Origin of the sequence: Methylobacterium sp. Leaf106 (genome assembly GCF_001422895.1) — a bacterium.
GTDB lineage: Bacteria > Pseudomonadota > Alphaproteobacteria > Rhizobiales > Beijerinckiaceae > Methylobacterium > Methylobacterium bullatum.
Genome location: NZ_LMNB01000012.1, coordinates 247871 through 262589, shown reverse-complemented (window position 1 = coordinate 262589; position 14719 = coordinate 247871). Strand labels below are relative to the sequence as shown.

Sequence of the window (14719 nt, the reverse complement as noted above, 5' to 3'; positions counted from 1 at the left end):
CCCGGGGGCCGGCGTCACGCCGGCCCGTCGCTCATCAGCATTGCGGCCGGGTGGGGTCGCCGGGCAGGCACGAGGCCGGCCCGGCGACGGACCTTTCATCATGGCGCGAGAATGAGCGGGAGATGTCGGGATTTCATCGAGTCTTGCGATTGCAAAAACCTCTGTTCGCATCGACATAGGTCTCTGTATTTCAACACCATCGAATCCTTGGAAGACGGACGAATCCTGTGCCGATCTCTTCGTTCGCACGCTCTGGCGCGTCCGCCCTGACGCTCGCCCTCGGGCTTCTCGTCGCCGGGCCCGGCCCGGCCATGGCCGGCCCGAAGCCGGTCCCCTCGTGGTCGACGGCCAAGGCGAAGGCCGTCGACTCTTCCCGGAAGACGGCCGCCAAGCGGTCGCGGACGGTCAAGGCCAACACGGGCAAGGCCAAGACGGCGCCCGCCGCCGGATCCCCCGCCAAGGAGGCCGCCGCCGACGAGTCCCCGTCGACGGAGGCGCCCGCCGTCACCTGGACCTCGGCCGAGCCGGACGAGCTCCGGTGCGGGCGCAGCCGCCGCAAGCTGTGGCAGGCGGGCGAAGGCTGGGTGGTCAAGACCGTGACCGTCTGCCGTTAAGCCTCTCTGTGACAAGCCGAGGCGGGCCGCCGGGTAGGACCGGTGGCGGCGGCGCGCTACAAGGCCCCGGCCCGCACGGGCGATGTCCGGGCGAGGTGGGAGCGATGACGTGATCCGCGTGCTGCATACCGGCGACTGGCATATCGGGCAGTCCCTGCGCGGCTATTCCCGCGCCCACGAGCATGCGCGGGCGCTGGCCCATCTCGAAGCCATCGTCGTCGGCCACGAGGTCGACGCCCTCGTGGTGGCCGGCGACGTCTACGACAGCCAGAACCCGTCGGGGGAGGCGCAGGCGCTGCTCTACGACGTGCTGGTGCGCCTGCACCGGGCGCGCCCCGCCATGACCATCGTGCTCACCGCCGGCAACCACGACGCGGCCGGGCGCCTCGAAGCGCCGAGCCCGATCCTCGAGGCCATCGGGGTCCGGGTCATCGGCAATGTCCGCCGCCGCGACGGCGCCGTGTCCATCGAGCGTCATCTCGTGCCGGTCCTGAGGAACGGCGACGTGGCGGCCCAGATCCTGGCGGTGTCCTATCCCACCGCCGCCTGCCTGCCCCCCCTGCGCCGGGAGGAGGGATCGCCCATCGTCCGGGCCGTGCGCGCCCTCTACGCCCAGGTGATGGAGGCGGCGACGCCGCATCTCTGCGGCCTGCCGCTCCTCCTCACCGGGCATCTGCACGTGGCCGGGGGGACCGAATCGGAGGGGGCCGAGCGCCGCATCCTGGTCGGCGGCGAACACGCCGTGCCGCCGGACGTGTTTCCGGCGGAGGCCGATTACGTGGCGCTGGGCCATCTCCACAAGGCCCAGACCATCGGCGGCGGGATGGTGCGCTATTCCGGCTCGCTGATCCCGCTCTCGGCCACCGAGCAGCCCTACATCCACGGGGTCAGCCTCGTGACCCTGGGCGACGGACCGGCGCGGGTGGAGCACATCCCGATCCCGCGCCCGGTCCCGTTCCTGCGCCTACCGCCGCGCGGCGACATGCGGCTCTCCGACCTCGCCGACCATCTCAAGGCCCTCGACCTCGACCCGGCCCTGCCGATGGAGGAGCGGCCCTACATCCAGGTCCGCCTCGCCCGCGAGGGGCTGGGGCCGGGCCACCGGGCCGAGGTCGACCGGATCGCGGACGGCTTTCCCGTGCGCATCGTCGACACCCGCGTGGCGCCCGCCGCCGATCCGGTGGCGGAGGCCGTCGAGGCGGCGCCCCTCGTGCGCCTCTCCGAACGCGACCCGGAGGACCTCTTCCGCCTCGCCTTCGCCCGCGTGCGGGGCGCGCCGCCGGAGCCGGCGCATCTGGAGGTGTTCCACCGCGTCCGGGCCGAGGCCGAAGGCTGAAGCCCGCCGCACCGGTCTCTTGTCACGCGCCCGTTACCCTGTAGGTATTACAATTCGATTGTGCGCCATCGAGATTCGCCGGCCCATGCCGATGCGAGCCGGGCGCCGGGGGAAACAGCGCCATGAAAGTCTCGATCGTCGCCACCGGCTGCGCCATGGCGCTCGCCCTCGCAGCTCCGGTCCGGGCCGAGGAGGCGGATGCCGCCGCCATCGTCAACGGCCAGTTCGTGGCCGGCGGCAACAAGCCCGGCGTGCGCGCCAGCGGCGCCAAGGGCGTCTGCCTCACCGGGCAGTTCACCCCCTCGGCCGAGGCGGCGGGGCTGTCGAAGGCACCGCATTTCGCCAAGACCGTGCCGGTGACCGCGCGCTTCTCCATGGGCGGCAGCAACCCGGGCATCTCGGACAAGGCCAAGCCGGTGACGCGGGGCTTCGCCCTGCGCCTGCGCGACCCGGCGGGCGACCTCGTCCTCGTCATCATTTCCGCGCCGGTCTTCTCGGCGCGGACGCCCCAGCAGCTGTTCGATTTCGTCTCCGTCCGCGCGCCCGGCCCCGACGGCAAACCCGATGCCGAGAAGGTCAAGGCCTTCGCCGCCGCCAACCCGGAGACCACGAAACAGGCGGCCTGGCTCAATGCGCGCCCGGTCCCGGCGAGCTTTGCCGGCGTCGATTACTGGGGCGTCCATGCCTATACGCTCACCAACGCCAAGGGCGAGGCCAAGGTGGTCAAGCTGAAGACCGTGGCGGATGCGGGCCAGCTCGGCCTCACCGACGAGGAGCTGAAGGCCAAGCCCGACAGCTTCTATGCCGATGAGCTGAAGGAGCGCCTGGCCAAGGGGCCGGCCAGCTTCTCCCTGGTGGCGATCCACGGCGAGGCCGGCGACCCCACCGCCGACCCGACCGCTCTGTGGCCCGAGGAGAACCGCAAGAGCACGACGCTCGGCACCCTCGCCATCACGGCTCTCGAGCCCGACGCCACCTGCGACGCGGCCACCTTCGATCCGGTGGTGGACCTCCCCGCCGGCATCGCCGGCCCGGCCGACGACCCGATGTTCGCGATCCGCTCCCCGGCCTACGCCGTGTCGCTGTCGCGCCGCGCGCAATAAAGAGACGCTCGACCCGCCTGTCCGGTCGCGAGGAGATCCCGCGACCGGACAGGCGGGATCATCGTGCGGCCGTCAGAGGATGAAGCTACCCTCCGACAGGGCGCCGAACCCGACGTCGATCARGATGATYTTGTCGGTCGGTCCGGATTCGTGGGTCAGGGTGATGAGCGTGCTGTCGCCGCCGTGGAACGACCGGACGTCCAGGCCACCCGTGTCGCCACCGAGGCTGCTGAGGTCGATCTTGTCGTTGAGCGCGTCGAACTTGCGGATGACGTCGCGGCCATCGATCGCCGCCCTTGCCGCCGGTGATGCCGTCGTCGCCCTTTCCGGCCTGGATGCGGTCGGCGCCGTCCGTGCCGATGATCGTCGCGTTGCCGCCGGTCTGGCTCTGGGAATAGAGCTTCGTRCCGACCGCCACACCCGACATGCTGAGGTRCGCCCCGTCGCGGACATAGACCTTCTCGATACTGGCATCGACGGAGAACGATTCGACGTTGAGCTCGACGGTGCTGTCCTTGAGAATGAAGAGCAGGTCCGTCCCCTCGCCGCCCTCCACCTTCACGGGCGAGTCGCCGATGACGAGGCGATCGTTGCCATCCCGCCCGTACAATTCGTCACTGCCGCCATTGCCGTTCAACGTATTGGCGCCGCCGTCTCCGTAGAGGGTATCGCCGAACGTACTGCCGATGACGTTCTCGAACGATGTAAATCGATCGTCCTCCGCGTCGCCTCCAATACCGAATTCTCGAACGAGATCGATATTCACGCTCCGGCCCGAATGCGCATAGCTCAGCGTATCGACGCCACCGCCGCCGACCAGTTCATCATCCCCCGCGCCGCCTTCTATGACGTTGCCGTTATCGTCACCAGTTATGCCATCTTTACGCACTGATCCTCGAACATTGGAGATATTCGAGAACGTATCGACAACGGCTGTGCCAGTCGACCAATCGGTGGCCTGGCCGGTCGATAAGTCGATGATCATTCCGAACGAACCAGCGGACGTATCGAAATGCTCGTAGCTCAGGGTGTTCGTGCCGGCTCCGCCGTCGAAGGTGTTGGTGCCGCGACCGCCCTCCAGGGTATCGTTGCCGCCGCCGCCCTTCAGGACGTCGTCGCCGTCGCCCGTGCGGAACACGTCACCGAAATCCCCGCCGGTGACCCGCGTGACGCCATCGAAGTCGCTGGAATCACCGTAGAGGCCGACTATCTGGGTCGTCAGGGGGAAAACCTGGAACTCGGGCGCGATATTCGAACCATTTACGGCATAGACTAATTGGATTCCACTGTCCTCAAATCCCTCGACCGACGTACCGGGGCCGAAATCGAGCGATGTGGCCCCCAAGTTGATGGATTCCTGATATCCTAATACATAACTGTTGGGGTTGTAGTTTTTGCCCAACGTATAACGAAACTCAGCCATCTTTATCTCATCAGAACAGGTTCGGCATTAAACTGTGCTAATTCGATATAGTGGGAAGTTTTTAAAATACAGTTATGCCCTTTTCTCGTGCTACCGAGATAAAGCGCTCCGGAACGAAGAGCCGGTCTCCCACGGGCAGGAGAGGACCGCCGCCGCCTCGCGCCGGGCCGCCCCGAGGGGAGACGAGGGTTTGGGAGCCGAGGTCAGCCCTGGCCGGAGGCGATCATGTCCTTGATCCGGCCGGCCAGCGCTTCCATGACGAAGGGCTTGGTCAGCACCTGCATGCCGGGCTCGAGATGCCCGTTGCCCACCACGGCGTTCTCGGCATAGCCGGTGATGAACAGGATCTTGAGGTCGGGTCGGGCCACCCGCGCCGCGTCGGCCATCTGGCGGCCGTTCATGCCGCCGGGCAGGCCGACATCGGTGACGAGGAGGTCGATGCGCACGTCAGATTGCAGCACCTTGAGGCCGGAGGCGCCGTCGGCTGCCTCGATGGCGGTGTAGCCGAGCTCCTCCAGCACCTCGGTGACGAGCATGCGCACGGTGGGCTCGTCGTCGACGATGAGCACGGTCTCGCCCCGTTGCGCGCGCGGCGCGGCGGCGAAGGCGCCGGCCTCGTCCACCTCCGAGGCCTCGCCGTAATGGCGCGGCAGGTAGAGGCACATGGTCGTGCCCTCGCCGAGTTCGGAATAGATCCGCACCTCGCCGCCCGATTGCCGCACGAAGCCGTAGATCATCGACAGGCCGAGGCCGGTGCCCTCGCCGAGCGGCTTCGTCGTGAAGAACGGATCGAAGGCGCGGGCGATCACCTCCGGGGTCATGCCGGTGCCGTTGTCGCTGACGCAGAGGGAGAGGTACTGGCCGGGTTCGAGGTTGCGTTCGCGGGCGGCATGCCCGTCGAGCCACTTGTTGGCGGTCTCGATGGTGAGGCGTCCGCCATCCGGCATGGCGTCGCGGGCGTTGATGCAGAGGTTCAGCAACGCGTTCTCGAGCTGGTTGGGGTCCACCAAAGCCGGCCACAGACCGGCGGAGCCCACCACCTCGATCGTCACCGCCGGGCCGACCGTGCGGCGGATCAGTTCCTCCATCCCCGCCACCAGGGCGTTCACGTTGGTGGGTTTCGGGTCCAGGGTCTGGCGCCGCGAGAAGGCGAGGAGCCGATGGGTGAGGGCCGCCGCCCGGCGCGAGGCGCCCTGCGCCGCGTTGATGTAGCGGTCGAGTTCGGTCAGCCGCCCCTGCGCCATCCGGGTCTGCAGCAATTCGAGACTGCCGGAAATGCCGGTGAGCAGGTTGTTGAAATCGTGGGCGATGCCGCCGGTGAGCTGGCCCACCGCCTCCATCTTCTGCGACTGGCGCAGGGCCTCCTGGGTCTGGGCGAGGGCCGCCTCGCGGGCCTTCTCGTCGGTGATGTCGCGGGCCACCGCGTAGAATACCTCGCCCACGGGCGCGCTGACCCAATCGAACCAGCGATAGTCGCCGCTCGCCGTGCGGACCCGGTTCTGGTGCCGTACGGTGCGGCCCTGCCGCATCGCCTCCACCGCCTCCGCGCTGTGGGGGAGGAAATCGGGGTGGATGATCTCCCAGAACGGCGTCGCCAGCAGGGTCGCCTCGTCGTAGCCGAGCACCTCGGTCCAGGCCGGGTTCACGTTGAGGAGGCGGCCGTCGAGGGTGCCCGACATCAGGAGGTCGGGGATCAGCGTCCAGATGCGGTCGCGCTCCTTGATGCGCTCGGCGATCTCGCGCTCGAGCTCGGCCCGCGAGCGGGCCAGGACCTCGCGGGCCTCCACGATCTCCTGGATTTCGGTGCAGGTGCCGAACCAGCGCACGATCCGCCCGTCTGTGTCGCGCACGGGCTGCGCCCGCCCCAGCACCCAGCGGTACTGCCCGGAGCGGTGCCGCAGGCGATACTCGATATGGTAGGGCTCGCCCGTCTCCAGGCTATGGCGCCAGACCGTCCAGGCCTTGTCCCGGTCGTCGGGGTGGAAGATGCCGTTCCAGCCCGCGCCGTCGGTGGAGCCCGCAGGCACCCCGGTGTAATCGTACCAGCGCTGGTTGAAGTAATCGTGGTGCCCGTCCGGCAGGGTCGACCACACCATCTGGTCGATGGAATCGGCGATGGCCTGGAAGCGCCCCTCGCTCTGGCGCAGGCGCTCCTCCGCCTCCCGGCGCTCGTCGATGTCGATGACCGAGCCGACATAGCCGAGGAACTCGCCCTCGGTGCCGAAGCGCGGGGTCGCGGCGTCGATGGCCCAGCGATAGGTGCCGTCGGCCCGGCGCAGGCGGTACTCCACCCGGAAGGGCTCGTGCGCGGCATTGGCGGCGAGGAACGTGTCCGCCGCCAGCCCCTCGTCGTCGGGATGCGTCGCCTTGGTCCAGCCGAGGCCGAGGGCCTCCGCCTCGGTCTGCCCGGTGAACTCGTACCAGCGCCGGTTGAGGTAGATGCAGGACCCGTCGGGAATCGTCACCCACATCATCACGGGGGCGTGGTCGGCCATGTTGCGGAACCGCGCCTCGCTCTCCGTCAGCGCCTCGGCCTGCGCCCTGCGCTGGGTCTCGTCCCGCGCGATCCGGAGGAAGCCGGGCGAGCGGCCCTGCAGGTCCGGCGGCAGGCGGTGGAGGGAGCCGGCGAGGAACACCGGCATCCCGTCCGCGCGCCGGTGCCAGCGCTCCGAATCGGCGCGGCCCTGGTTCACCGCCTCGGCGAGTTCCGCCGCATCGATGCCGGCGGCCCGGTCCTCGGCTGTGAAGATCATCGCTCCGTCACGGCCCAGCGCGTCGGCGGCTGTCCAGCCCAGCACCTCGACGGCGCCCGCCGACCAGCTCGTGATGATCCCCTGCGGGTTCATGGTGAGGACCACGTGATCGCGCGCGCCCTCCATGACGAGGCGCAGGCGCTCCTCGCGCTCGCGCAGGGCCTCCTCCGCCGCCCGGCGCCCGCTGACGTCCCGGTAGAACACCGAGAGGCCGCTGCCGGAGGGATAGACCCTGACCTCGATCCAGATGTCCCGCTGCGTCGAGCTGTGGCGGTAGGTGAGTTCGGCCGAGGCGCGTTCCGCCATGGCGCGGCGGTAGAGCGGCCAGGTCGGCATCCGCTCGGCATCCGGCCACACGTCGAGGAGGTGACGGCCGAGGATCACCTCGGAGGGGCGCCCGTCGAGGCGAAGGCCCTCCGCGTTGATGCGGCGGACCCGGAAATCGTGGTCGAGCAGGAGGAAACCCTCGCCCATCCCGTCGAGGACGCCCCGGACCTCGGCCTCGCTCTGCCGCAGCCGGCTCTCGGCACCGATCCGGCCGGTGGTCTCGGTGCAGGCGCAGAAGAAGCCGGCGACGGTGCCGTCCTCCTCCCGCACCGGCGTGTAGGAGAAGGCGAAATGCGTCTCCTCGGGAAAGCCGTTGCGCTCCATGACGAAGGCGACGTCGTCCATCTGGATGGAGTGTCCCGCATAGGCATCGGCCACGATGGGGGCGAGGTCGCTCCAGATGTCGGACCAGACCTCCGCGATGGGCCGCCCCATGGCGGCCGGATGCTTGGCGCCCATGAGCCGGGCATAGGCGTCGTTGTAGAGGACGACCTGCCCCGGCCCCCAGGTGACGAACATGGGCTGGCGCGCGGCGACCATCATCCCCGTCAGCGTGCGAAGGGACGCGGGCCAGGAGGCGAAGGGTCCGAGGGGAGTCGCGGACCAATCGATGGCCTCGATCAGCGCACCACACTCGCCCCCGTTCACGAGGACACTCACTGCCACTCTTTCTCCGTCGCGAGGGTCGATGCGGGATGGCGCGACGCGGGATCGGATCGCGCGCCCGCACAGGACCGACGTCCCTGCCAACGGCCAAGGTCGACCCGCCGTTCCCCGCAAGAGCCCGCCTCACCGGTGGGACGGCCCGGCATCGACATCGCGGCCCGATGACACGAGCCGGTGTGCGATGTCAAAGTCGAGGCGTCCGCCGGTCAGTCTCTCCGTTCGACATGTCGTCTTGAAGGATCGCCCCCACGCTCCCGTTCCGATTCCGAGCGGTGGACATTCGACGCTTGGTACTCATCCCTGAACGTCCGAGAAGAGTGGGAAAGCGGTCGTCAGTCACTCGCGAGATAGGCCGACGCTTCTAGGTCAAAACCGAAGCGACCAATCGCTGCCACCACGTCGTTCGGCACGAGCAACGAAGCAGTCACGCGATCCTCCTGGACGAAGAAGGCAACGTCTAGGGACGGCCGCCCAACCTCTCCGCGCTCGACGTGCCCCAGCAATGCTGGACCGACCCGTTCAATGAGAGCGAGCACGTCTGACCATGCGCAGTCTTCGGACGTGCCGATCTGAGCGTAGTTGAAGCCGCTCACCTTGGATGCCTCGAACCGATCAAGGGGGCCTACTGTCGCCTCCATCGACGTTCGGGAGATAGTGACGGCTGGAACGCGCACCACGGCATTGACGGGAGGTTTCGACTGCTCGGCCATGCGAGCAGTTTCAGGCGAAGTGCCTACGTCCGCAATGGGTCGGTAGCGGCTGTTCATTACCCCTTGCCGCCCTCGCACAGCAGCGCTTCGAGTAGGGGGACGTCGCCCTCCACATCCTCGTTCCCGTGGAAGCGAGAGTATTCGATGTGCCCGTCCTCGAACACGTCGATTTCGATCCGCTCGCCCACCAGGGTCGCCGTGACCATGATGCTGTCGTCGCGATGACGGTCGAGACGATAGTGGACCTGATCCCGTTCGAGCAGGCGGATTACGCGGAAGAGTTCGTGAGTCATCACCATCAAGGGCGCTGAGAGTGGTGTGGGGTCAAGGTCTGAATTGCGTCGGGACCCGCCTGTCCGTTCTACGGCTGGGTTGGGTGAATTGCGGACGGGTCGTCAGCGATAAGGTCGAGAGATGTGGCCTCATGACAGGCGCCGAAAAGCTTCCAAGCGCGCCACGAGGCAGACGCCGCACTCTTCGATCTCTTTGATCTCCTCCGAAGAGACCTCTCGTTTTCTCCCGGCATTCTCAGAGGGGGCGAATTCAAGATGAGCGACGATGGGTGCCCGCCATCCCAGGGGCTCCGAATTCGGGTCGATGCCAGCCGATCTGCGGGACCGTTCACACCGATTGTGACATCCGCGCCGTCATTCCGGGGCACCGAAGGCGAGCCCGGACTCGGAGGGCCGCGCCAGAGGCGTGCAATCCAGATCCGCCGGGGGTGCCCTATCGAGCCCACGGAGCGGCTCTGGATTCCGGGCTCCGCGATGCGGACCCGGAATGACGACGTGGCCTGCTCGTTGTCATACCGAACCCGACTAACCCGAGTTCGAAGCCCTGCCGCCATGCCGCCGCGTGTGGACATCGTTGCGCGGCGACTGCATCGCCCTCGTCCGCCCGTCATCCTGGGCTATGACACTCGTCCCCGCATCCCCCCGATTTCTTGAGACGAGGCCACGACCCTTGCGCATCCTGGCGATCCGCGGCGAGAACCTCGCGAGCCTCGCGGCTCCCTTCTCCGTCGACCTGTCCGGCGGCCCCATCGGCGCCACCGGCATCTTCGCCATCACCGGCGAGACGGGGGCGGGCAAGTCCACCATCCTCGACGCCCTCTGCCTCGCCCTCTACGGGCGCTATCCGCGCGTGGCGACCGGCGGGCGCGAGCGGGCGCCCGATCCCGGCGGCGATCCCATCACCATCGGCGACGAGCGGGCGATCCTGAGGCGGGGGGCGACGGAGGGTTTCGCCGAGGTCGATTTCATCGGCCGGGACGGGCAGGGCTACTGCGCGCGGTGGTCGGTCTACCGGGCGCGGGGCAAGGCCAATGGCCGTCTCCAGAACAAGACGCGCTCCCTCACCCGGCTGGCGGACGGGAGCTCCGTCGGCGACAGCAAGGCCGGCCTCGTCGACGCGGCGATCTGCGAGCTCACCGACCTCACCTTCGACCAGTTCCGCCGCACCGTCCTGCTGGCGCAGGGGGAGTTCGACGCCTTCCTCCTCGCCGCCGAGGGCGAGCGCGCGGAACTCTTGGAGAAGATCACCGGCACGGCGATCTATTCCGAGATCTCGAAGCGGATCCATGCCGGGGCCGAGGCGCAGCGCGCCGCGGTGAAGGAGCTGGAGGCGCATCGCGACGCCGTCGGCCTCCTCGACGAGGCGGCACGGGCGGAGAAGCACGCCGAGCGGGCGCGTCTCCAGGCCGAGGTGGCGGAGCTCTCCGGCCAACTGGCGGACCTGAACGCGTCGCTGGCCCATGCGCGGCGCATCGCCGACACACGGGGCCTGGTCTCGGCGGCCGAGAGTCGCCTCACCGTCGCGCGGCAAGCCCTGGAGACCCATCGGCCCGACAGCCTGCGGCTGGCCGAACTCGACGCCGTCGAGCCCCTGCGCGAACCGGCGCGGAATGCGGCGCGAGCGGAGCGGGATCTCGCCGCCACTGAAGCCGCCCTGGCACTGGCACTGACGACACGCGGCGAGGCCGAAGCGCGGGCCGGGGCCGCGCGGGAGGCCCATGACGCCGCCGCCACGGCGGACGAGGCGTCGGAGATCGGGTTCAAGGCGTTCGGGCCGGTCTGGACGCGGGCGGCCGAGCTCGACACCCGGATCGCCGAGGCGGCCACCGAATCCGCCCATGCCACCGAGGCGGCGACCGCCGCCGAGGCGAAGGCGCTGGACGCGCGGACAGCCCTGGAGGCGCTCGATGCCGGCCTCGCGGCGGCGGAGGCCGCGCGCGCCGAGGTGGCCGCCCGGTTCGCGGCCGATACGGGCGGCGCCTTCCTCGTCGGCCGGACGGAGGAGGCCGAACAGCTCTTTGCCAAGCGCGCGACCCTGAGCGCGGAACTGGCCGAGGCCAAGGCCACTCTCCGCGCGGCCACGGACGAGGCCGCCCGCCGCTCGGCCGCGATCGCCACGGGGGACCGGGCGATCGCGCAGGCGAAGGCCGCGCGGACGCAGGCGGCCGAGCACCGGGCCGGCCTCGCCGCCGCCCTGGACGAGATCGGCGAAGGCGCGGCGCGGGCGCGCCTGGGCACCATCGACCGCCTCGCCGAGCACCTGCGCGAGGCGTTGCCCCTGGCGCGCGGCCACGCGGAGGCCTCCCTCGCCATGGAGCGCGCCTCGATGGAGGCCGAGGCCGCCCGCCGCGCCGAGGAGGCCGCGCGGCTCTCCGGGGAGGAGGCCGCCGCCCGGCAGGCCCGCGCCGTGGAGCGGCGGGCGGCCGTCGCCCCCCTGGCGGAGCTCGCGGAGGAGGCCGTCTCGCAGCAGGCGGCGCATCTGCGCAGCCTGCTGGTGGAGGACCAGCCCTGCCCGGTCTGCGGCGCCACCGATCATCCGCATGCCCGGAACCAGGATGGGCTGGGGCTCGTGGCCGAGGCCCTGAAAGCCCAGCGCGCGGAGCAGGACGCGGCCATCGCCGCCGCGCGGGACGCCCTGGCAGAGGCCGCCTCGGCCGGCGCCACCGCCGGCGCGCGGGCGCGCAATGCCGAACAGGTGGTGGCGGCGGCGCGCGAGACGCAGGGTCGGGCGGCGGCTGCCTATGCCGACCTGCGCCCGCAGCTCCTCGCCACGCAGGGCGAAGCGGGGGTGGACGGGACCATCCCGGAACGGCTCGATGCCGAGACGGCTCCCGCCCTCGCCGGCCTCGTCGAGGCCCTGAAGCGCGACCGCGCCCCGCTGCTCTCCGCCCTGGAGCGGGCCGGAACCCTGCGCACCGAGATCGACGCCCTCGCCGCGCGGATCGAGGCGGGAGCCGGTGAGATCGAGGCGGCGGAACACGCCCGCGCCGCCGAGCGCGAGGCCCTGCGTCTGGCCGAACTCACCGCCAATGGCGAGACGGTCCGCGTCTCGGGCCATACGGAGCGGGTCGTCTCCCTCGGCCGCGAGATCGCGCCCTATCTGGCGGGTGCCGGCCTGTCGCTGGCCGATCTCGAGCGGGACGGGGCCGGTGCGGCCGAGCGCGTGGCCGAGGTCGCCGCCGCGCACCGTGCCCTCGACCGGCATCGCGAAAAGCTCGAGCGCGAGGCCCAGTCCCTCGCCTCGCGGCGCGCCGGCGCGGCCGAGGCCCTGGGCTTCACCCGCGCCGCCGCCGACGCGGCCGGACGCGAGGCGCTGGCCCGCTCCGACAAGCTCGCCGGGCTGCGGGCCGAACGTGCGCCCCTCCTCGGCGGCGAGGAGACGGGCGCGCACCGGACCCGGATCAACGACGCGCGCAAGCGCGCCCGCGACGCGCTGAAACAGGCGGAAGAGGCCCGCGCCGCCGCCCAGGCCGCCCTCGCCTCGGCGGTGACGGCGGCCGAGCACGGGGCCGCCGCCCGCGACGCGGCCCGGCGCCAGCGCGAGGAGGCCGATGTCGCGTTCCTCGCCGCCTGCGCCCCGCGCGGCGTCGAGGCGGTGCGGGAGGCCCTGACCCTGCCCCCGGAGATCCGCGCCTCCCTGCGCCAGGCCGTCGATGCGCGCATGGCGGAAGCGCGCGAGGCGGAGACCGCCCTCGCCACCCGGCGGGCCGACCTCGCCCTCCTCCTCGATGCGCCCGAGATCGACGCTCCCGCCACGCAAGCGGCGGCCTCCGGCCTCGCCGAGACGATCACCGCCCATCAACAGGGGCTCGGCGCCATCACGGCCGATCTCCAGCGGGACGACGCGGCGCGGGAGCGGGCGGCCGGGTTGGAGGCGACGATCGCCGGGGCGCGGGCCGATTACGCCGTCTGGGAGGCGGTGAACGAGGCCGTGGGCTCGGCCAGCGGCGTCAAGTTCCGCCTCTTCGCCCAAGGGGTGACGCTGGAACATCTGGTCCGGCTCGCCAACGAGCACCTGCTGGCGCTCAGCCCGCGCTACCGGCTGGTGCGCGGCGACCCGGCCAACCTCTCCCTCCACGTGGTCGACCGCGACATGGGCGAGGAGGTGCGCGCCACCCGCAGCCTCTCGGGCGGCGAGCGCTTCCTCGTTTCCCTGGCGCTGGCCCTCGCTTTGTCGGGCCTGGAGGGCCGCGATTCCTTCGTCGACACGCTCTTCATCGACGAGGGCTTCGGCTCCCTCGACGCCGAAACCCTCGACCTCGCCGTGGACGCCCTGGAGACGCTCCAGGGCCGCGGCCGCAAGGTCGGCGTCATCACCCATGTGGCGGCGATGATCGAGCGCATCGCCGTGCAGGTCCGCGTGGAGAAGCGCGGCAACGGCCGCAGCGTGGTGAGTGTCGTGGAGGCGGGGGCGGGGTGAGGCGGTCTCGGAACCGGTCCGATCATACCCGGCCGGTACGAGCGCCGCCGTGATCGAGATGAGCCTGGTACCCATCCTCAACGTCGGAGAGCGAGACGACCGGTCGGCTTTCAGGCGGGGCGATGGTGAATGCGACCATCGGCAAGCATTCCTCGCTTTTCCCCGCAACCGATGCAGAATGGGAAAGCGCCGCTATTGCATCACCAATCCACCATCGACTGCGTACTGGCTACCAGTCACATAGGACGCATCGTCGGACAAAAGGAACAGGGCGACGGCTGCGGCCTCGTCGGGTGTGCCGGCACGTCCGAGGGGGACTTGCCCGATCACGAACTGCTCGAAACCTTGTTTCGCCTCATCCGGTAGGAAGTGGCGGAAATTGGTGTCGATAGGCCCTGGCACGACGACGTTGACGCGGATACCGCGCGGCGCAAGCGCGGTGGCCCATGATCGTGCCATCGCGACGAGAGCGCCTTTGGTCGCCGCGTAGAGGCCGGTCGCGGCGGCTCCCTCGTAGGTGGACGACGACGACGTGACGACGACCGACGCCCCCGCGTTCAAATGCGGAGAGAGAGCCGCGAGTTGGAGTACCGGCCCCCGGACATTCGCCGCCATCATGCGATCGAACGCATGGGCATCGACCTCCTCCGGAGCCCCGAGGGCAGCATGGCCGGCGTTCAGCCACAGACCATTCAGCCCGCCTGCGACCTGCGCGATCTCCGCCAACGCAACGGCCGCAGTGGCGATGGCAGCATCATTCGCGATCGCTTGCCCCTTGGCGCCAAGAAGACGGCGCGCCTCGCAGATCCGAGCCTCGTTCAACCCGGTGACGATGACCTCGCCACCCTCTGAGACGATGCGCCTGGCACCTGCCAGCCCCATGCCGCTCGTTCCGCCCGTTATCAGGACGCGCTTGTCGTTGAATCTCGCCATTGATAAAATAGAGCCTGCCTGAGTTGCTTGTCCAAGTCTTTACCTCATCCTGAGGTGCCGCGTAGCGGCCTCGAAGGAGCCCTCCAGAGATCGCTTTGGTTTCTGGAGGGCTCCTTCGAGGCCCTTTGCTCAAGCAAAGGT

At 69.9% G+C, this 14719-nt stretch carries 9 protein-coding genes; 4 read left to right on the top strand and 5 right to left on the bottom strand.

What is annotated here, in order from left to right; translation table 11 throughout:
- Positions 1-227: 227 nt before the first annotated feature.
- The 3 genes from ASF34_RS09120 to ASF34_RS09110 all read left to right on the top strand — a co-directional run bounded on the left by ASF34_RS09120 (position 228) and on the right by ASF34_RS09110 (position 3053).
- The gene (locus ASF34_RS09120; protein WP_056160651.1) at positions 228-614 is read left to right on the top strand and encodes a hypothetical protein; all 387 of its coding nucleotides are present in this window, start codon (positions 228-230) and stop codon (positions 612-614) included.
- Positions 615-723: 109 nt separating this feature from the next.
- The gene (locus tag ASF34_RS09115) at positions 724-1950 is read left to right on the top strand and encodes an exonuclease SbcCD subunit D (protein ID WP_056160649.1); all 1227 of its coding nucleotides are present in this window, start codon (positions 724-726) and stop codon (positions 1948-1950) included.
- 122 nt (positions 1951-2072) lie between these two features.
- Entirely contained in the window at positions 2073-3053 is a 981-nt protein-coding gene (locus tag ASF34_RS09110) for a catalase family peroxidase (protein ID WP_056160647.1), read from the top strand.
- Between the two features lie 85 nt (positions 3054-3138).
- Here the strand turns inward: ASF34_RS09110 and ASF34_RS09105 are convergent, their stop codons facing one another.
- The 4 genes from ASF34_RS09105 to ASF34_RS09090 form a co-directional block, all read right to left on the bottom strand.
- Positions 3139-4476 (bottom strand): calcium-binding protein, encoded by a 1338-nt coding sequence (locus ASF34_RS09105; protein ID WP_244478948.1) that lies wholly within the window; start codon positions 4474-4476, stop codon positions 3139-3141.
- Positions 4477-4679: 203 nt separating this feature from the next.
- The gene (locus ASF34_RS09100) at positions 4680-8216 is read right to left on the bottom strand and encodes a hybrid sensor histidine kinase/response regulator (RefSeq protein ID WP_056160646.1); all 3537 of its coding nucleotides are present in this window, start codon (positions 8214-8216) and stop codon (positions 4680-4682) included.
- A 338-nt stretch (positions 8217-8554) separates the two neighbouring features.
- Positions 8555-8932, bottom strand: coding sequence for a hypothetical protein (locus ASF34_RS09095; protein WP_018046059.1), 378 nt, complete (start codon positions 8930-8932; stop codon positions 8555-8557).
- Between the two features lie 56 nt (positions 8933-8988).
- Positions 8989-9225, bottom strand: coding sequence for a hypothetical protein (locus ASF34_RS09090; protein ID WP_018046058.1), 237 nt, complete (start codon positions 9223-9225; stop codon positions 8989-8991).
- Positions 9226-9895: 670 nt separating this feature from the next.
- Here ASF34_RS09090 and ASF34_RS09085 point away from each other — a divergent pair.
- Positions 9896-13645 carry an AAA family ATPase gene (locus ASF34_RS09085; RefSeq protein WP_056160644.1) on the top strand — a complete coding sequence of 1250 codons (3750 nt, stop codon included), beginning with the start codon at positions 9896-9898 and terminating at the stop codon, positions 13643-13645.
- A 192-nt stretch (positions 13646-13837) separates the two neighbouring features.
- On the opposite strand, the gene ASF34_RS09080 is transcribed toward ASF34_RS09085, so the two are convergent.
- Positions 13838-14578 (bottom strand): SDR family oxidoreductase, encoded by a 741-nt coding sequence (locus ASF34_RS09080; RefSeq protein WP_056160643.1) that lies wholly within the window; start codon positions 14576-14578, stop codon positions 13838-13840.
- Positions 14579-14719: the final 141 nt, after the last annotated feature.

Excerpts from the sequence above, each read along its gene's own strand:
- ASF34_RS09090 (WP_018046058.1), bottom strand. The coding sequence starts at position 9,225 with ATGACTCACGAACTCTTCCGCGTAATCCGCCTGCTCGAACGGGATCAG.
- ASF34_RS09080 (WP_056160643.1), bottom strand. The coding sequence starts at position 14,578 with ATGGCGAGATTCAACGACAAGCGCGTCCTGATAACGGGCGGAACGAGC.
- ASF34_RS09095 (WP_018046059.1), bottom strand. The coding sequence starts at position 8,932 with ATGGCCGAGCAGTCGAAACCTCCCGTCAATGCCGTGGTGCGCGTTCCA.
- ASF34_RS09110 (WP_056160647.1), top strand. The coding sequence starts at position 2,073 with ATGAAAGTCTCGATCGTCGCCACCGGCTGCGCCATGGCGCTCGCCCTC.